Source organism: Streptomyces sp. NBC_01707 (genome assembly GCF_041438805.1).
In the GTDB taxonomy this organism is placed as follows: domain Bacteria; phylum Actinomycetota; class Actinomycetes; order Streptomycetales; family Streptomycetaceae; genus Streptomyces.
Window position 1 is genome coordinate 2,460,518 of sequence record NZ_CP109190.1, and the last position, 17,979, is coordinate 2,478,496.

The 17,979-nt window shown below is 69.8% G+C and carries 14 protein-coding genes; 6 read left to right on the forward strand and 8 right to left on the reverse strand.

Going from position 1 to position 17,979, the window contains the following annotated elements:
• Positions 1-211: 211 nt before the first annotated feature.
• The 5 genes from OG963_RS11070 to OG963_RS11090 are packed head-to-tail and all read right to left on the reverse strand — an operon-like array spanning position 212 to position 7,748.
• Positions 212-3,241 (reverse strand): glycoside hydrolase family 38 C-terminal domain-containing protein, encoded by a 3,030-nt coding sequence (locus OG963_RS11070; protein WP_093930183.1) that lies wholly within the window; start codon positions 3,239-3,241, stop codon positions 212-214.
• Between the two features lie 53 nt (positions 3,242-3,294).
• Positions 3,295-4,548 (reverse strand): glycosyl hydrolase, encoded by a 1,254-nt coding sequence (locus OG963_RS11075; RefSeq protein ID WP_371798829.1) that lies wholly within the window; start codon positions 4,546-4,548, stop codon positions 3,295-3,297.
• Positions 4,549-4,601: 53 nt separating this feature from the next.
• The gene (locus OG963_RS11080; protein ID WP_093775971.1) at positions 4,602-5,462 is read right to left on the reverse strand and encodes a carbohydrate ABC transporter permease; all 861 of its coding nucleotides are present in this window, start codon (positions 5,460-5,462) and stop codon (positions 4,602-4,604) included.
• Positions 5,459-6,427 (reverse strand): carbohydrate ABC transporter permease, encoded by a 969-nt coding sequence (locus OG963_RS11085; protein WP_256223628.1) that lies wholly within the window; start codon positions 6,425-6,427, stop codon positions 5,459-5,461. Before OG963_RS11085 ends, OG963_RS11080 begins: the two co-directional genes overlap by 4 nt.
• A 34-nt stretch (positions 6,428-6,461) precedes the next feature.
• Positions 6,462-7,748 carry a sugar ABC transporter substrate-binding protein gene (locus OG963_RS11090; protein WP_093776210.1) on the reverse strand — a complete coding sequence of 429 codons (1,287 nt, stop codon included), beginning with the start codon at positions 7,746-7,748 and terminating at the stop codon, positions 6,462-6,464.
• Between the two features lie 397 nt (positions 7,749-8,145).
• Here OG963_RS11090 and OG963_RS11095 point away from each other — a divergent pair, with 397 nt between their 5' ends.
• Together OG963_RS11095 and OG963_RS11100 are read left to right on the forward strand one after the other, a co-directional pair.
• Entirely contained in the window at positions 8,146-9,168 is a 1,023-nt protein-coding gene (locus OG963_RS11095) for a LacI family DNA-binding transcriptional regulator (RefSeq protein ID WP_093776208.1), read from the forward strand.
• A 142-nt stretch (positions 9,169-9,310) separates the two neighbouring features.
• A complete protein-coding gene (locus OG963_RS11100; RefSeq protein ID WP_371800282.1) occupies positions 9,311-10,441 on the forward strand; it encodes a PP2C family protein-serine/threonine phosphatase in 1,131 nt (376 codons plus the stop codon).
• A 131-nt stretch (positions 10,442-10,572) separates the two neighbouring features.
• On the opposite strand, the gene OG963_RS11105 is transcribed toward OG963_RS11100, so the two are convergent.
• Entirely contained in the window at positions 10,573-10,959 is a 387-nt protein-coding gene (locus tag OG963_RS11105) for an ATP-binding protein (RefSeq protein ID WP_176902262.1), read from the reverse strand.
• 506 nt (positions 10,960-11,465) lie between these two features.
• Here OG963_RS11105 and OG963_RS11110 point away from each other — a divergent pair.
• Entirely contained in the window at positions 11,466-12,119 is a 654-nt protein-coding gene (locus OG963_RS11110; RefSeq protein ID WP_093775965.1) for a response regulator transcription factor, read from the forward strand.
• A gap of 392 nt (positions 12,120-12,511) precedes the next feature.
• The gene (locus OG963_RS11115) at positions 12,512-12,949 is read left to right on the forward strand and encodes a hypothetical protein (RefSeq protein ID WP_093775963.1); all 438 of its coding nucleotides are present in this window, start codon (positions 12,512-12,514) and stop codon (positions 12,947-12,949) included.
• A gap of 78 nt (positions 12,950-13,027) precedes the next feature.
• On the opposite strand, the gene OG963_RS11120 is transcribed toward OG963_RS11115, so the two are convergent.
• On the reverse strand, positions 13,028-14,032 hold the full coding sequence (locus OG963_RS11120; protein ID WP_093775961.1) for a helix-turn-helix domain-containing protein: 1,005 nt from the start codon (positions 14,030-14,032) through the stop codon (positions 13,028-13,030).
• A 584-nt stretch (positions 14,033-14,616) separates the two neighbouring features.
• Positions 14,617-15,879, reverse strand: coding sequence for an MFS transporter (locus OG963_RS11125; protein ID WP_256223626.1), 1,263 nt, complete (start codon positions 15,877-15,879; stop codon positions 14,617-14,619).
• Between the two features lie 194 nt (positions 15,880-16,073).
• Here OG963_RS11125 and OG963_RS11130 point away from each other — a divergent pair, with 194 nt between their 5' ends.
• Positions 16,074-17,171 (forward strand): hypothetical protein, encoded by a 1,098-nt coding sequence (locus OG963_RS11130; protein WP_093775956.1) that lies wholly within the window; start codon positions 16,074-16,076, stop codon positions 17,169-17,171.
• An 89-nt stretch (positions 17,172-17,260) separates the two neighbouring features.
• Entirely contained in the window at positions 17,261-17,791 is a 531-nt protein-coding gene (locus OG963_RS11135) for a nucleoside-triphosphatase (RefSeq protein WP_093775954.1), read from the forward strand.
• Positions 17,792-17,979 lie beyond the last annotated feature (188 nt).

Genomic DNA, 17,979 nt, shown 5'->3' on the forward strand with positions numbered 1-17,979 from the left:
GCCGACCGTATTTCGCATACAGTCCGCAGGGCAAGAGGGGTTCCCACATAGCGGACGGTTTTTACTGACGATCGGATAACGGAAAGGTGTAGGACGCACACGGGCCGGGCGAATTGACCTGGATGCCCTGTTACGACATCGAGGCCGGTCCGCCCGGCCTGATTCCGCCGGGACGGGGCGGAGCCCGGCCCCCGCCCCGTCCCGGCCCGGCTCAGCTGCGCGTCAGACGCACCGTGACCAGCTCGAACGGGCGCAGCGACAGCTGTACGCCCCCGTCCACCCGCACCGGTACGTTCCCCTCGGCGAGCGGCCGCTCCAACAGGTCGGTCACCCTCGGATCGGCGAACTCGAAGTCGATGCCGAGCCGGACCCTGGCACGGCCGCCCGTCGACTCGTAGAGCCGTACGACGACATCGCCGCTCGCGTCGTCCGCCAGCTTGACCGCGCTGACCACGACCGCGTCGTCGTCCACGGTCACCAGCGGCGCCACCGCACGGTCGCCGGCGACCCGGCGCTCCGGCAGGTTGATCCGGAAGCCTTCACGGACCGCGTCGCCGATCGCGGCGCCCGGCGCGAGCGCGTGGCGGAAGCGGTGCACGCCCTGGTCGGTCTCCGGGTCGGGGAAGCGCGGGGCGCGCAGCAGCGAGACCCGCACGGTGGTGGTCGTCCCGGCGGTCGAGTCGCGTACGGTACGGGTCACGTCGTGGCCGTACGTAGAGTCGTTGACGAGCGCGACGCCCCAGCCCGGCTCCTCCAGATGGACGAAGCGGTGGTTGCAGGCCTCGAACTTGGCGGCCTCCCAGCTGGTGTTGGTGTGGGTGGCCCGGTAGAAGTGCCCGAACTGCGTCTCGGAGGCGTACCGCTCGGCGCGGATGTCCAGCGGGAACGCGGCCTTCAGGAACTTCTCCGTCTCGTGCCAGTCGACCTCGGTGTCGATGTCGAGCCGCTTGGCGCCCGGGGCGAGCGTCAGCACCTGGGTGACCCGGGAGTCGCCGAAGCTGCGGACGATACGGGCGCCGACCGCGCCCCCGTCCTCGACGGGGGTGAGCTCGTCGAGCTCCGTCAGATCCGTGACGGTGTTGCGGTAGAACGCGTCGACGTCCCAGGCGTCCCACATGTTCGGGAAGTCGGGGTGGATCTGCAGCAGGTTCGCGGCCTGCCCGGGCGCCACGGTCTCGCGCTCGGCACCGATGTCGTACGCCGACACCACCAGACCGCGGCCGTCGATCTCCACCTGGAGCAGGCCGTTGTCGAGTACGTAGCCGCCGCCCTCGCGCGGCGCGAGCCGGCCCGGGCTGACCACCGCGACGGCCCCGGCGCCACCGGCCGGAACCCCGCCGCGGGTGTGCGGCGCGGAGTTGAAGACGAGCAGCTCCCGCGACTCGGGGTCGCCCGCCAGGGCGCGCTGCGCGGCGGCGACGATGGCGTTCAGTTCATCGGCGACGGCCGCGTACGTCTTCTCGGCCTCGCGATGCACCCAGGCGATCGACGAACCGGGCAGGATGTCGTGGAACTGATGCAGCAGCACCGTCTTCCAGATCCGGTCCAGCTCCGCGTACGGGTAGGGGAACCCGGTGCGCACCGCGGCGGTGGTGGCCCACAGTTCGGCCTCGCGCAGGAGGTGCTCGCTGCGGCGGTTGCCCTGCTTGGTCTTCGCCTGGCTGGTGAGGGTGGCGCGGTGCAGCTCCAGGTAGAGCTCGCCGACCCACACGGGGGCGTTCGGGTACTCCGCCTCCGCCTTGGTGAAGAACTCGGCGGGCGTCTCCCAGGTCACGGTGGCCGACCCTTCGAGGCTGCGCATCCTGGCGGCCTTCGCGACCATCTCACGTGTGGTGCCGCCGCCTCCGTCGCCCCAGCCGGTCGGTGCGAGGGAGTGCCGGGCGACGCCCTTGTCCTTGAAGTTCTTCGCCGCGTGGGCGATCTCGCTGCCCTTCATCGAGCAGTTGTAGGTGTCGACGGGCGGGAAGTGGGTGAAGATCCGGGTGCCGTCGATGCCTTCCCACCGGAAGGTGTGGTGCGGGAACTTGTTGGTCTGGCTCCACGAGATCTTCTGGGTCAGCAGCCACTTGGAGCCCGCGGCCTTGATGATCTGCGGCAGACCGGCGGCGAAGCCGAAGGTGTCGGGCAGCCATGCCTCGTCGTTCTCGACACCGAACTCGTCGAGGAAGAACCTCTTCCCGTGCACGAACTGACGGGCCATCGCCTCGGAGCCCGGCATGTTCGTGTCGGACTCGACCCACATGCCACCGGACGGCACGAACCGTCCTTCCGACACGGCCTTCTTGACCTTGGCGTAGACCTCGGGGCGGTGCTCCTTGATCCAGGCGAACTGCTGGGCCTGCGACATCGCGAAGACGAAGTCGGGCTCGTCCTCCAGCAGGGCCGTCATGTTGGACGTCGTACGGGCGACCTTGCGGACCGTCTCACGCAGCGGCCACAGCCAGGCCGAGTCGATGTGTGCGTGGCCGACGGCGCTGATCCGGTGGGCGGACGGCTCGGCGGGGGCCGCAAGGACGGTGGCGAGTTCGGCGCGGGCGGCGGCCGCGGTGCCGTTGACGTCCTGCAGGTCGATCCTGTCGAGAGCGCGGCCGACGGCACGCAGGACGTCCCAGCGGCGGGCGCCCTCGACCGGCAGTTCCGCCATGAGTTCGCCGAGCACCTCCAGGTCCTGGACGAGGTTCCACACGTTCTCGTCGAAGACGGCGAGGTCCATCCGGGCGAGGGTGTACTGCGGTTCGCTGCCCGCGGTCTCCTTGTCACCGAGCTGCGTCGGCAGGAAGGGGTGGTAGTCGAGTACGACCGGGTTGGAGGCGGCCTCGATGTGCAGCAGCACGTCCTCACCGCCCGCGACGGGAGCGCCGATGCGCACCCACTGATTGCGCGGGTTGAGGCCCTTCACCGGAGTGCCGTCGGGCAGGTAGACCAGGCCCTCGCACTGGAAGCCGGGCATGTTCTCGTCGAAGCCCAGGTCGAGGAGCGCCTCGACGGTGCGGCCCGCCCATGCCTGTGGGACGGTTCCGGAGACCCGGAACCAACTGGTGCCCCAGGGTGCGCCCCAGCGGTCGCCGACCGCGATGGACGCGGCCGGGGCCGCGAGGCCCTCGGCGACGGGGACGGGCTCACCCGGCGCGGTCCAGACGGCGACGTCCAGCGGTACGGACTCGGGGTGGACGGCGGGCCGGATGCGCTCGTCGAGAACGCGCTTGAGGCGGGCTTCGACCAGGGTGCGGTCGTCATGCATGAGGGTGACTCCGTGGGGTTGGGGTGCGGGTCCGGTTGCGTTGCCGGTGTGCGTCAGCGGACCTGGTCCGGGGTGAGGACATCGGTGATCCCGCGGGCGGCCAGGTGTTCCTTGTTCCCGGCCTGGCTCGCGAGGACGGCGGCGGGCCGGGCACCGTCCGCGGTGAGCCGGGCGAACGCCTCGAAGAACGCGCCGCCGGGGGCACATGTGGAGCGCCGGGGCGCGGTCTCGTCGTCTCCGGTGTCGACGACGAGTGCGGTGGTGCGGGGCGCCGGGCGGTACTCCGTGCCCCGCCGGTCCGCGACGATCCCGGCGATGGCCTCGCCGGCCGGCTTGACCTGCCGGTCGTTGGTCAACAGGCCGAGGCTGTATTCGAGTTCGGGGAAGTCGGCCAGCGACCGGGACACGTCGTGGGAGCACCACCAGGTGACACCCCACACGTCCTCGCAGTCCAGTGCGTTCGCCACGGTCGCCTCGGTGAACGCGGCCGCGTGCTCGGCGGGAACGAGCGGAGCCGGGGCGCCGACCTCCTGCAGCCAGACCGGCCGGTGCGGGTCGGTGGCCCACGCCTTGGACAGTTCGATCAGATACGCGGCGTGGTGCTCGGTGGCGGTTCCGGTGCGGCCGTGCCGTTGAGCGGTGCCGTTGAAGACCCAGGAGTGCACGGCGGTGACCGCGCCGATCCGGGCCGCGTGGGCGGGTGTGAACGCGTGGTCGTCCTGATACCAGGCGGCGTCGTACTCGGCGTGCAGATGGAGTCTGCCCGGCGCTCCCTCCTCGCAGGCGTCGAGCAGGGTGCGCAGCCAACGGTCCGCCTGTTCGGGGGTGATGGGGTCCGGGTCGGGGTGCGGGGGGCCGGAGAACTGATTGATCTCGTTGCCCAGGGTCATACCGAGGAAGTTCGGCCGGTCGGCGAGGGCTGCGGCGAGCGTACGCAGGTATTCGGCCTGGCCCGCCACGACGTCCGGGTCGGTGAAGATGTTGCGCCGGTGCCAGGTCTGCGTCCACGCGGGCAGGAAGTCGAAGCTCGACAGGTGGCCCTGCAGTCCGTCGACATTGACGTCGAGGCCGCGCTCGGCCGCGGCGTCCGCGAGCTGGACGAGTTGCTCGACGGCGCGCGGCCGGATCAGGGTGCGGTTCGGCTGGAAGAGCGGCCAGAGCGGGAAGACCCGGATGTGGTCGAGGCCGAGACCCGCGATCGAGTCCAGGTCGGCGCGCACGGCGTCGAGGTCGAAGTCCAGCCAGTGGTGGAACCAGCCCTGGCTGGGTGTGTAGTTGACGCCGAAGCGCAGCGGGGAGGGAGGCATACGGTACGGGTGTCCTGGTTCTGTGGTGCGAAAGGGCGGGGCAGGCGGGGCGGTCAGCCCTTGACGGCGCCTTCGCCGACGCCCCGGAAGAAGAAACGCTGCAGGCAGGCGAAGAGCACGATCAGCGGGAGTACGGCGATGATCGTGCCCGCGGCGACTAGTCGCTCGTCGTTCGCGAACGTGCCGTGCAGATAGTTCAGCCCGATGGTCAGGGTGAAGTTCGCCGGGTCGCTCAGCACGATCAGCGGCCACAGGAAGTCGTCCCAGGCCCCCATGAAGGCGAAGATCGCCACGACGGCAAGGGTCCCTCTGACCGAGGGCAGGGCGATCCAGAGGAACCGCTGCCAGACATTGGCGCCGTCGACGAACGCCGCCTCCTCCACCTCCTGCGGAAGGTTGAGGAATGCGTTGCGCATCAGCAGGACGTTCATCGCGGCGACGGATCCCGGCAGCAGCACACCGATCAGGGTGTTGTTCAGACCGAGCTCACGCATGGTGGTGAACTGGGCGATGATGATGCCCTCGACGGGTACGAGCATGGCGAGGATGAACGCCAGCGTCGCGGCCCTGCGCCCCCGGTACCGCATCCTGGCCAGCGCGTAGCCGGCCAGTGCTGAGCCGACGCAGTTGGTGACCACATTGGCGGTCGCCACCTTGACGGAGTTCAGCGCGTAGTCCCAGACCGGGATGGTCTCGGCGACCCGCGTGTAGTTGTCCAGGGTGGGGTGGCCGGGGAAGAACTTCGGCGGGGAGCTGAAGATGTCCTCGCCGGGCCCCTTGAGGGAGGTCGAGAGCTGCCACAGGAACGGTCCTACGGTCAGTCCGAGTACGGCGAGCAGCAGGACGTAGCGCAGCACGAGTTGCCAGACCGGGATGCGTCGGCCGTCCGCGTCGGTGAGGGCCAGGATGCTCATGTGTCCTCCTTGCGGTCGGCGCGGAGCACCAGGAGCATCAGGGCGACCGTCACGACGAAGATGACGACGGAGATCGCGGAGGCATAGCCGACCCGCCCGGTCAGTCCGGTGCCGACGCGCTGGACGAGCATCACCAGGGTGGTGTCCTCACCGGCCGGGCCGCCGGATGGACCTGCCATCAGGTAGACCTCGGAGAACGCCTTGAAAGCGGCGACCGAAGCCAGCGCCCCGACGAGGACCATGGTGGAGCGGACGGCGGGAACGGTCACGGTGAAGAACCTGCGGACGGCGCCGGCGCCGTCCACGGAGGCCGCCTCGTGGAGTTCCCTGGGGACGTTGGCCAGCGCGGCCAGATAGATGATCATGTAGTAGCCGAGGCCCTTCCAGACCGTGACCGTCATCGCGCTGAGCAGCAGCAGCCACTGGTCGCTCAGGAAGCCGACCCTGCCGATCCCCACCGCCTCCAGTACCGCGTTGACGAGCCCCCGGTCGTCCAGCATCCACACCCAGATCAGCCCCACCACGACGATGGAGGCGACGACGGGGGTGTAGAAGGCGGACCGGAAGAACGTGATGCCGGGGATGTTCCGCTGGACGAGCATCGCCAGCAGCAGCGGCAGGAGAACGAGGGCGGGGACGACTCCGACCACGTACAGCGTGCTGTTCCGCAGCCCGATCCAGAACATCTCGTCGTGGATCAGCTCCTGGAAGTTCGCCAGGCCGACGAACTTCCCCGGCATCAGCGTCCGGCGGTCCGTGAAGGCGTTGACCAGGGTGCTGAAGAACGGGAACAGGCTGAACATCCCGACGACGAGCAGGCCGGGGGCTGCGAACAGCCACGGGCTGAACGGGAGATGGCGGCGTATCCGGTGGCCGGGGAGCGGGGCGGACCGGCGGTCGCCGGGACGTGCGCCCCGGGCCGCCGGTACCGCTGTGCCGGAGCCCCGGATCGGCGCGGTTGCCATGGCCGATTTCACGAGGGGGGTCTTCACCGGGGGCTCAGCTCTGCTGCAGCAGCCGGTCGCAGGCCTTGACAGCGTTGTCAAGAGCTTCCTTGGGGCTCTGCTTGCCCTGCAGCGCCTTGGCCACCTGGTTGCGCAGCTCGGTCTTCATCTGGTCACTGAAGAGCACCGGCGTGTAATTTACCGCCGTCTTCAGGGACTTGGCGGCGGCGATCCGGACCCGGGTCACGTCGGTGCCGTCCTCCTCGGTGAAGTACGGGTCGTCGAGGGATCCGGCGGTACTCGGGAAGATGGCGACCTGCTTCGCGAAGTCCATCTGCCGCGTCGCGTCGGTCACGTAGTGGGCGAAGGCCACGGCTGCCGGCTTCTGCTTCGTCTGCGCGTTCACCATGACGCCCATGACGTACATGTTGGCCTTGCCGGTGCTGCTGATCTGGTCGGTGATCCCGATGTTCTTGTAGAGACTCGGGGCCTGCTTCTTGAAGTTCTCCAGATCCAGTGCGCTGCCCGGGTTCATCGCCACGGACCCGGTGAGGAACTTGTGGCCGGACGACTCGGGGGTCGCGGTCAGCGCCTGCGGGTCGAGCGCCTTGGCGTCGTACAGCTCCTTGTAGCGGGTGAGCATTTCGACACCCTTGGCGTCGTTGAAGGCGAAGCCCGTGCCTTCCTTGTTCATCAGCTGTCCGCCGTAGCGGCCGAAGTCCTCGATGGTGGGCACGTTGGCCAGCGTGGCGACCTTGCCCTTGCTCTTCGTGGCCAGCGACAGACCTTCGTCGAAGAGTTCGTCATAGGTGGTCGGCGGCTTCTCGGGGTCGAGTCCGGCGTCCTTGAAGAGGGACTTGTTGTAGAAGAGCGGTCCGGTGTTGAGGTACCAGGGGAAGGCGTAGGTCCCTTCCATGCCCGGTATTTGATGGCTCTGCCAGGCGCCGGGCAGGTACTCCTTGCGGTACTTCGCCGCCGCCTTGTCGAGGTCCAGTGCGAGCCCGGCCTTGGCCAGGGGCGCGACCAGGTCGGGCGAGACATTGACGACATCCGGCAACGTGCCGCCGGCCGCGTCGGCGCTGATCTTGTCCGCGTAGCCCTCGGCCGGCCGGTCGACCCACTTGACCTCGGTCCCGGGGTACTTCTTCTCGAAGTCCGCGATCACCCCGTTGAAGTAGTCCTTGAAGTTCGCCTGCAGGTTCCAGGTCTGGAAGGTGATCTTCCCTTCGACCTTGCCGGAGGCGTCGGACGAGCTGTCGCCGGATCCTCCTCCGCACGCGCTCAGCGGCAGGACGGTGGCGAGTACGGCGGCAGCGGCTACTGCTCTGCGGGAGATACGCACGGTGAACGGCTCCTTTGCTCGGACCAGGCGTGCGGACGGCGGGCCGGGGTCGATGACGCTCCGGCTGCGTACGCCCAGCAGACCTTCCAATGCACGCGGCGCAAAGTCAATACATTCGCTTGAAGTTAGCCTCAAGTTTCCATATATCCGCAGGTCAGAGCGGTATACGAAGCTATTGGAGAAGTTCAACTAATGCGCTTTAGAGCTCGGCACTCAAGCGCATTAGTCCACCGACCACTTCGGTCGACCAATGCGCCGGTAAGGCTTACGATGCAGCGGGGGCGAGCGAGCACTGCGCCGCCCAGGAACGCAGGAAGAGGGGCACCGGGTGACACCGAAGGGGGCGCCGGCCGAGGAGACCCGGCCGGCCAGGCGCACACCCGCGCGGCGGCCGACCATGAAGGACATCGCCCAGCGCGCCGGAGTGTCGGAGAGCGCCGTCTCCTTCGCGCTCAACGACCGTCCCGGCGTCTCGGAGATCACCCGGGACCGGATCCGGCGCGTCGCCGAGCAGTTGGGCTGGCGGCCGAGCACCGCAGCCCGCGCACTGTCGGGCGAGGGGTCGGCCACCGTGGGGCTGGTGGTGGCGCGTCCGGCGGCGAGCCTGGGCGTGGACTCGTTCTTCCTCCAGCTGATCTCCGGCATCCAGGAGGTGCTGGCCGAGCGTCAACTGGGGCTGCTCTTCCAGGTGGTGGAGGATGTGGAGGCCGAGTGCGCCGTATACCGGCGCTGGTGGGCGGAGCACCGCGTCGACGGGGTGCTCGTCGTCGATCCCCGTACGGACGACCCCCGCCCCGGCCTGCTCGACGAACTCGGGCTGCCGGGAGTCGTGATCGGCGCACTGCCCGGCAGCGACACGGGTCCCCACCCGGGGCTCTCGCAGGTACGCGCGGACGATGCGGGCGCCATGGCGGCGATCGTCGGCCGCCTGCACGAGCTGGGCCATCGGCGCATCGTGCACATCGCGGGGCTGCCTTCCCTCGCCCACACCGACCGGCGCATCCGCTCCCTGCGCATCGAGGCCGACCGGCGAGGGCTGGCCGAGGCCCACTCGGTGACCACGGACTACTCCGACACGGAGGGTGCGGCCGTCACCCGCAGAGTGCTGGAACAGTCCACGCCGCCGACCGCGATCATCTACGACAACGATGTGATGGCCGCGGCCGGGGCCACGGTCGTCGCAGGACTCGGCCGCTCCGTTCCAGGTGATGTCTCGATCGTGTCGTGGGAGGACTCCGCGCTGTGCCGGCTGACGGTCCCCTGGCTGACCGCGCTGTCCCGGGACACGGTCGCGTTCGGCCGGATCGCCGCACGGGAGCTGACCGCACTGCTCGACGGCGGCGCGGCCCGCACCGTGCAGGTACCGCTGCCCGGGCTGATCGAACGCGGGAGTACGGCACGGCCCCGCGTCGGCCCATGAGCCGGGCGGGCGTGGCCGACGACCGACGCCCCTCCCCCACGGGTGCCTCATAGCCCTGCGGCGCAATGCCCGAGCCCACCGACCGCCTGCGTACCATCGAGGTCGATGAGCGCTTCGTCACGATATGATGCGTTTTGTGATCATGCCCGGACAGCTGCGGCGCCGTCGTCCCCCCTACGGCGGCCGACGGGAAGCTGCTCCGCTGGCACCGGTGATCCTTACCGTCCTCATCGCCTGCCTGGCGTTCTCCACACCGCGGGAGATCGCCGTCAGCCGCCTCCTGCCCGCCGCACCCGCCCTGGCCGCCGCGATGTGGCCCGTGCTCCCCACGATCCTGCTGGGGACGTTCTGCCTGCTGGTCATGATCGGCCTCAGCCTCGTGTACACCGATCTGGGGACGCCCTACACGGCGGCCGCGATCGTCGCGGTCACCTTGGCGGCCGCATACGCAAGCCATGTCCGACTCCAACGGGAGGAGGCGCTCTTCCAGGTCCGGCTCGTCGCCGACACAGCCCAGAAGGTGCTGTTGCGCCCACTGCCGCGCCGCATCAAGAACATCGAGATCGAGTCGCTGTATCTGGCGGCCCAGGAGCAGGCCCGGATCGGCGGCGACTTCTACGAGGCGGCCGACACACCGTACGGAGTCCGACTGCTCATCGGCGACGTACGCGGCAAGGGCCTGTCCGCGGTGGGGGCGGCCTCGGCGGTGATCAGCTGCTTCCGGGAGGCCGCATACGACGAGCCGGACCTGAGGGGCATCACCCACCGCCTGGACACCAGCATCACCCGCCACAGCGCCACGTTCCCCGCCCACGACCTGCCGGAGCGCTTCGCCACCGCTCTCATCGCCGAGATCCCGCACGGCGGCGGCCACGTCAGGCTTCTCAACTGCGGGCATCCCCCGCCGCTCATCGTGCACCTCGGCGAGATCCGCGTCCTGGAGCCCACCACTCCCTCACCGCCCCTCAACCTCGCGACACTGATCGGGGACCACTACTACGTCGACACCGTCGCCTTCGCGCCGGGCGACCAGCTGCTGCTCTACACCGACGGCGTAACGGAGACCCGGGACCGCGCCGGCGCCTTCTTCCCCCTGCCGGAATGGATGCGACGGCAAGGCCCGACACCGCCCCGCGAGCTGCTCGACCGGCTTCACCGGGCCCTGCTCCACCACAGCGGCGGAAGGCTCAACGACGACATCGCGGCTCTCGCCGTGCGGTGCCCGCGTACCCGGACTCCGGGAACACCCCGTACAGGCGTCCGGAGGCCGTAGGCGCGGCTCGCCGGCCCCAGCGACAGCGGCGGGCCACGACCGAGGCGGCGCGCTGCCGAGTCCTCGTGGTGTCGACCCCGATGCCGGCCCGGCAGGCTCCGAACCGCCCGTGGTCGCTGTCGCGGTCGGGTTCACGCGGCGGTGGTGAGACTGAACCAGACCCATTTCCCGTGACTGTCGGGGAGGTAGCCCCAGGCGTCCGCGAGTGTGTCGATGAGGTGCAGGCCGCGGCCGTGCTCGGCATCCATGCCGACGGCACCGGTGGCAACGGGGGTGTGGGTGCTGCTGTCGCGGACGGCACAGACGAGTTCGCCGGAGGCGTCGTCGTGGTCGAAGAGGACCCGAACCTGGTCGCCGTCGGTGTGCTCGACGGCGTTGGCCACCGCTTCGGAGACCAACAGCTTCCCGTTGTCGGCGACGTCGCCTGCGGGCACCAGAGCGGCCAGGGCGCGGCGGGCCTGGCCGACGGAGCGCTTGCAGGCGGGGAGGTACAGGTGGGCAAAGCGTCGGACACGCATCAAGAACACTCCAGTGATCTTCGGGCGAGGGAGCGGTCCGAAGGTCTGTGACCGCGCCGCTGCGCCTGATAAGCGGCCCCCGGCATGTGGTGCGTCCCCCATCCGCTCTCCACGGTAGGAGCCGGGCCCTTCCCGGCGGATCGGTCGTTCGGCTGCTCCGAAGGCAGACGAAAGTACGTCGCACCCGCCGCCGACCGGCGAGCCCTCCCACGGCACGGCCGTCCCGAGTCGGCCTCGCCAGGGAAGTGCCCCGGGCAGGACGCCCACCGCGCCACACACGAGGACCATCCGGACGCGCAGCGTCCACGGCCGGTCGGACGACCTTGCCCGTGTGGTCCGGAGTGCCGCCGAGCGGGTCGTCAGGGAGGCTGTGATCAACGCGCTCGAGCACGCTCCGGGAGCCCCGCTTCGAGCTGAGGCGGACCATTGCGGCGAGGTGGTGGCGAGGTGGCCGACGGCCCTGCCGGCCGGGCAGGAAACCAAGGACTCCAGGGAACGGAGACGACGTGATCAAGGTGCTGCTCGTGGACGACGACCCCTACGTCCGTCATGGGCTGCGGACCATCCTGCAGAGCGACCCGGACATCGAGGTCACCGCCGAGGCCGGCGACGGGCGCCAGGGCGTCGAGGCCGCCCGCGCCCACGCGTGCGATGTCGCCCTGGTCGACATCCGCATGCCGCACATGGACGGTCTGGCCGCCACCCGCGCCCTGCTGGCACTCCCCGCCCCGCCGGCCGTGGTGATCCTGACGACGTTCCGGCTGGACGAGTACGTGGCGGAGGCGGTGCAGGCGGGCGCCGCGGGGTTCCTTCTCAAGGACACCCCGCCCACCGAACTGGTTCGTGCGGTGCACACCGTGGCGGGCGGCGATGCGATGCTCTCCCCCGAGGTGACCCGGCAGCTCCTGGACACCGTGCGCCGCGTGCAGCACTCCGTCAGCTCGGACGAGCGCACGAGGCTGGCCTCGCTGACACCGCGCGAGCGGGAGGTCCTGGTCCTCCTCGCCCAGGGCATGTCCAACGCCGACATCGCCAAGCACCTCTTCGCCAGCGAGAGCACCGTCAAGATGCACGTCAGCCGAATCCTGGCCAAGCTGGCGCTGGAGAACCGGGTCCAGGCCGCGCTGCTCGCCCGCAACGCGGACCTGGGCCAGGACTGACACACCCCCACGCAGCGAGCCGATTGCCACAAGCCGCTGACCGAGGCTCCGAACACCGCCCCGGGGAGAGTCCCAGACGCCGGACGGCATCCTGCTTCCTGCCCGACTTCGCCGGCGCGCCTTCGTCCGCCGCGCCGTGCGAGTGGCGACCGACTTTCGTCGGGGTGTGGTGTGCCCCCTCGGCCGTCTCGCAGTGACGGTGCGGCTCCATACGTTGGTACACGGCCGCTGCGCGAGGAACGGGACGGACCCGTCCATGAGCGCGGTGGCCGCGTCTTGCTGCCATCACCGTGGCGCGGCGGCGGACGACGCATCGCCCGAGCGCGCTGCACGTCCCCACCGATTTTCCGACAGTCCGAGTCGTCCCCTCCAGGAAGGGCGTTGTTCTCAGCATGCCGTTCTCCACCGCCGTGCGCGGCCGTGCCCGCCGTCTCACCCTCGCCACGAGCATCGTCGCCGCCGTCGGCGCCGGTCTCCTGACCCCCGCCGCAATCGCCCTCTCGGCCCGACCCGGAACACCCCCGGCAGGAGTGACAGCCGCGGCCGGCACCCGTGGCACCGCCGCGACGCACGACCGTCCCTTCGCGTTCGGGACGGTCGACGACGGCGGGGTCCCCACAGGGAACCAGAACGTCAGGCTCCACATGGGCACCAAGGCCATCGGCCCCATCACCGACACGACCGGGACCGTCCTCCTCCCCACCGACCGCGATGGCAGGGGGACGCTCCCTGTCGGAGACGGCGGTGGTATCGGTGCAGGTGACGGGTGCACCGAAGCCGACCGCGGAGGCGAGCACCGGCATGCACGGCGGCCCGGGGGTACAGGCTGAGCACACCGCGGGTGACTCGGCCTACGCGAAGTTGGTTCAGGACAGTCCCTGAGCGAGCGTCGGTACGGGCGCGCCCCGCTACACCCAGCCCCGGCGAGCCGCCTGCCATGCCAGTTGCATGCGTGTTGCGGCGTCGGCGAACGTCATCAGCTGCTGTATGTGGCGTTGGACCGTGCGTCGGCTCAGACCCATCTGGGAGGCGATCGCCTTGTCCGCGACCCCTGCGACGAGCAGGGAGAGCAGCCGACGGTCCGTTGCCGAGAGGGGGTCGGCGCCGACCACTCCGTCGGTGCCGCTGACCGTTCCTGAATCGTCGACGTGCAGGGGGACCGCGTCGTCCCAGTAGCGCTCGAAGAGCGCGACGAGCGCCGCCAGCAGGCTGCTGTCGCGTACCAGGGCCGTGGTGGGTTCCTCGGGGCTGCCGTACGGGCCTCCCGGCACGAGGGGGCAGATCGCGATGGCACGATCGGACACGGCGAGGCGCAGCGGCAAGTGGGCGACGGCGCGGGCGACTTCACCTGCCCGCACCCCCTCGATGACGTTGTCCACGGCGCCTTCGTCGTCGAAGAACGCCTTCTCGTAGAGGACGCGATAGCGCACACCACGCGCCAGGGCGTCGAACTCCTCGCTGTTGCTGCCCGAGGGCATGGCCACGTACTGCGCCTTGCAGAACCAGAGCATTTCGTCGCGGGTGTCCGCCTGGATACGGCGCAGGTGCTGGCGCAGTGCGTCGGCCCCGGTGATCACCTCGATGAGCTGGTCGGCGTCGCTGCGGCGCATGGTGTCCCGGTAGATCTCCAGCAGTCCGGTGGCCGTGGCGCGGGCATGGTCGAGGGCGTCGGCCTGCTGTTTGAGCCGGGGCATGAGGGCCACGTCGGGAGGCGTTGCACGGTAGAGCCTCGGTACCGCATCGGTGTGGCTGGCCAGTCCCTTGGCGGTCAGTGCCGTGAGTGTCTGTTCGGCGTCCCTGGAGTCGAGACCGGCTCGTACCGCGAAGTCGTGCGCGGAAGCACGTCCCATCGTCACCAGAATCCGGTAGGCGGACTCCTCGGCATCGCTGACTCCGGCGGCTTCCAGTGTCACGGTGTTCTCCTTGGTACCAGCCGACCAACGGTTGAATACCGTACTACAACCCTCCGGCGCGGCGGCGGCCGCCCGGACATGTTCAACGGCCGCGCACCCGCCAGGCACTGGCAGGCTGACGTGACCACCCTCCGTGCATGTAGGCGTGCTCCACGGTCTGCCGGAAGCCGGGGCCTGCAGAGACAGCAGCAAGGCGGATCCATCTCATCCGATCGGCACCTTTCCATGACTTCACGGCCATTGTTCATGGGTTGCTGCACAGAATCCGGTGACGGCGGGCGCGATGTCCCCGATTATCGGTGTCGCAGGTGAGACATGTCGCAATCGCGACATCGCGAGCGGGTCGGCATCCGCGGGCCAGGAGCGGCTTGTCGTCGACGCATCCCATCGCCTCGACGACGGCGTGGGCGACGCTCTCCGGCCCAACCGTGGACGCGTCCACTCGCAGGACCCGCACGCCGGGTCCGGAACGCGTCCGGCGACCGGGTGCCGGTCGGCTCCGGGCTCGGAGCGCGAGTTCCATTGCCGTCACCCGCTCCGACAGCAGGCCACACCCCCAGCGCTTCCTTGTTGTCCGGACCGCGCTAACCGCCCTGCACCCGATCCGCATCGGAAGACTCGCCCTTGCCCTTCCGCCGGGCGGCCTGCACGAGCTCGGCCGGCCCGATCGCGACTTCCTGGCGCGAGTCCGACAGCGCCCTGCTCTCGAGGGTGGGGATCAAGAAGCAAGCCGCGCCGGCCAGGACTGCGGCCAGCGTGAAGCCCCACGCATAGCCCGCCGAGCCGATCAGCCCGCCCAGCAGCGGCGGTGTCAGCGATGCGGCAAGGTTCTGACCGGTGTTCTGGACGCCCATGGCGCGTCCCGACCAGGCACGCCCCGCGAGCTCGGCGGTGGCGGTGAACGCCAGGCCGTTGGTGCTTGCCGTGATACCGCAAGCGACGATCATGGCGAGATCCGTCACCGGCGAGGGCCAGAGGGCACCCAGCGCAGTCGCGCCCATGACGACGGCGATGCACACGGACAGCTGCCGCATCGGCCGCACCCGGCTGCCGACCCGGTCGGACCAACGGCCCGCCACCACACGCGAGGCAGCCCCCAGCACCTGCGACACCACCAGGAGTTGGCCCGCGTGCACGGCGCTCCAGCCTCGGACGTCGATCAGGAAAACCATCGCGAAGGCGTTCGCCGCGAACTGCGGAACGCACAGCAGCGCACTGGAGGCATGGATGCGCCACAGACTGGAGTCACGGTAAGGGTTGGCGGCCGGCTCCTGCGCCGCGGACTGCGCGGTGCGAGGCGGATCCGAGGCCAGCGCGCCGACGAGCACGGCGACGACACCGCACAACGCCGCGAAGAACAACACGGTCCCCTTCATGCCGCTGCGCGCGGCGAGCGTGGGAACGACCAGAGCGGCGATGCCCATGCCCAGCGGGGTCGACGTCTGCCGGATTCCCATGGCCAGCCCGCGCTCCCGGGCGGAGAACCATCCGACGACGAGTCGGCCGCTTGCCGCGGAGACCGATGCGCTCGCCGCCCCCGCCAGCGCCAGGAGCACGCCCAGGGGTACCAGACCATTCACCGCGACCCCCAGGGCGAGGAGGACGGTCGTCATGGCCAGACCGGAGGTGATGACGCCCCGCTCACCGAAACGGTCGGCCAGAGCTCCCCAGGCGACGAGAGTCAACACGAGGCCGACGGTCGGGCAGGCGATCAGCAGTCCGACGTGGCCGAGCGTCAGCCCGTTGTCCCGTCTCAACGTCTCCGAGGTGTAGGGCAGTCCGTAGAGGAAGGTGCACGCGACCGTCTGCGCCGCGGTCCCGAGAGCCAGCATCATCCAACGGCGCACAGCAGTCCTCCCCGCTGTATGTGGGTTACAACTATGGCAGCGAATCCATCATGCAAGACGTTACGTCTCACATGATGGGCACCTGGAGTCGTCCAGCAACGTCGGCGATCGAGGCGACTCGAATGGCATTCGATAAAAACCCCAGGAGGAGCGCGCATCATCGAACGTGGGGAGACCGTCGACAAGGAGTGGCAATGAAGCTGTCGTTCCTGGAGCCCCTGTACGCGGAGCCCGGCCCGTTCGTCTCCGTGTATCTGGACACCTCGCGTGACGTAGAACATCCGGAACGGGCGATCGCGCTGCGCTGGCAACGGCTGCGGGACCGCCTGACCCGTCAGGGCGTGGACCCTGCACTGCTCGAGGTTCTGGAGGAGGTGGTGGGTGCCGATACGGAGGTACCGGGGACGCACGGGCAGGCCGTCTTCGCCGCGCACGGAACGCTCGTCCTGGACGGGGAACTGCCCAGACCGCCCGCGCACGACTCCGCGCACTACAGCACGCTGCCGGACGCGATGCCCCTGGTCACCCAGCACGTCCCGGAGATCCCTTACCTGGCCGTGACCGTGCACTACGGCGGGCTGCCCACCGCCGAGACCCACGGCTGGGTGACGCTGGACGCGGAGGCCGGGAACTGGCCGGCATCCAACGTCACCCCGGGTGACCGGCTGCACCTCAGGGTCGCGGTGGCGACCTGGCACCGCACCGCGGTCCGGCTGGGCCATCAACTGGACGAATGGGCGCGGCGCGTCCACGCCGACGCGGTCGTCATGGGTGGGGACAAGTGGGCGTCCAACGTACTGATCCGCCGCCTCCCGCACGCCCTGCGGGACAGGGTCGTACGCGTAGGGGGCAGCACGGCGTCGGACACCGGACGCGCCCTCCTGGAGCCGCAGCTGAACACTGTCTTCCACGGCCGCATGGCCGCGCACGACCGGGCTCTCGTCGACATCTTCATCGGCCGGCACGCACTGCACGGGGCCGCGACGGAGGGGCTGTCCGCCACCGTTGCCGCCCTCCAGCGCGGCCAGGTCGCGGCGTTGCTGCTCAACCACCTGCCCGGTCGCTCCCAGCGGCTCTGGGCGGGCCCTCAACCCACCCTGCTCACCCTGACGGAGGAGGAGTTGATCTCCTTCGGCGTGCGGGCACCACGAGAGGAGCCCGCCGACGAGGCCCTGGTGCGGACCCTCGTGGGCACCGGTGCCGAACTCGTCGTCGTAGCCGAGAGCGAGCTGAAACTGGACGAGGGGGTGGGTGCACTGCTGCGGTACGCCGACCCGGGTACACCGTCCTGACGCGGATGTGGGACCGGCTCGGACACGGCGTACAGGCGAATGAAGTAGCGGTGTTTCCCGTACCACCGACGCCTGGAACGGAGTACGACATGGCGACAAGGATCCTGTTGGAGGGGCGCCCCGGGGTCGGCAAGACGACCGCGGTCCGTCGGCTGGCCGCGCTTCTGCACGGCCGTGACATCGTCGGCTTCACCACGGAGGAGATCCGGCAAGGCGGCGCCCGGGTCGGCTTCGCTCTGGAGACGGCGGCGGGACGCCGTGCCGTGCTCGCCCATGCCGGCTTCCCGGGGCCGCCGAAGGTGGGGCGGTACGGTGTCGACCCGGGCGTCATGGACCGGCTGGCGCTGCCGGCACTGATGGCGGCTTCGGCGGATCTCGCCCCCGGACAGCTCGTGCTCATCGATGAGCTCGGGCGGATGGAGTTGGCCTCGGCCCCGTTCAGGGAGGCCGTCCGGTCCCTCTTCGAGGCCGACGTCGACGTGGTCGCAACCGTTCATGCGCACAGCGACCCGTTCACCGACGCCCTGAAACAGCGCCCCGACATCGAACTCATCGCCGTGACCCGGGCGAACCGGAACGCTCTCCCGGAGGGACTGGCGACACGGCTGGAACACCGGTGACGGGCTCGACAGTTCCGCGGGACCACCACCAGCAGCATCACGGCCTCCCGGAGGAATGCCACCCCACCGGCCGGCGGCCACCACCCTGCGCCGGCTGTCCTCCGCGCTCGCGCGTGTGGCACCTCCGGCGTGCATGAACACGCTCTTCGAGGCCGGCAGGCGAACTTCGAGGCCGGGCACGCAGCACG

Coding starts and splice junctions, on each gene's coding strand:
- OG963_RS11070 (WP_093930183.1), bottom strand. CDS start 3,241: ATGCATGACGACCGCACCCTGGTCGAAGCCCGCCTCAAGCGCGTTCTC.
- OG963_RS11075 (WP_371798829.1), bottom strand. CDS start 4,548: ATGCCTCCCTCCCCGCTGCGCTTCGGCGTCAACTACACACCCAGCCAG.
- OG963_RS11080 (WP_093775971.1), bottom strand. CDS start 5,462: ATGAGCATCCTGGCCCTCACCGACGCGGACGGCCGACGCATCCCGGTC.
- OG963_RS11085 (WP_256223628.1), bottom strand. CDS start 6,427: ATGGCAACCGCGCCGATCCGGGGCTCCGGCACAGCGGTACCGGCGGCC.
- OG963_RS11095 (WP_093776208.1), top strand. CDS start 8,146: ATGAAGGACATCGCCCAGCGCGCCGGAGTGTCGGAGAGCGCCGTCTCC.
- OG963_RS11100 (WP_371800282.1), top strand. CDS start 9,311: ATGCCCGGACAGCTGCGGCGCCGTCGTCCCCCCTACGGCGGCCGACGG.
- OG963_RS11105 (WP_176902262.1), bottom strand. CDS start 10,959: ATGCGTGTCCGACGCTTTGCCCACCTGTACCTCCCCGCCTGCAAGCGC.
- OG963_RS11115 (WP_093775963.1), top strand. CDS start 12,512: ATGCCGTTCTCCACCGCCGTGCGCGGCCGTGCCCGCCGTCTCACCCTC.
- OG963_RS11130 (WP_093775956.1), top strand. CDS start 16,074: ATGAAGCTGTCGTTCCTGGAGCCCCTGTACGCGGAGCCCGGCCCGTTC.
- OG963_RS11135 (WP_093775954.1), top strand. CDS start 17,261: ATGGCGACAAGGATCCTGTTGGAGGGGCGCCCCGGGGTCGGCAAGACG.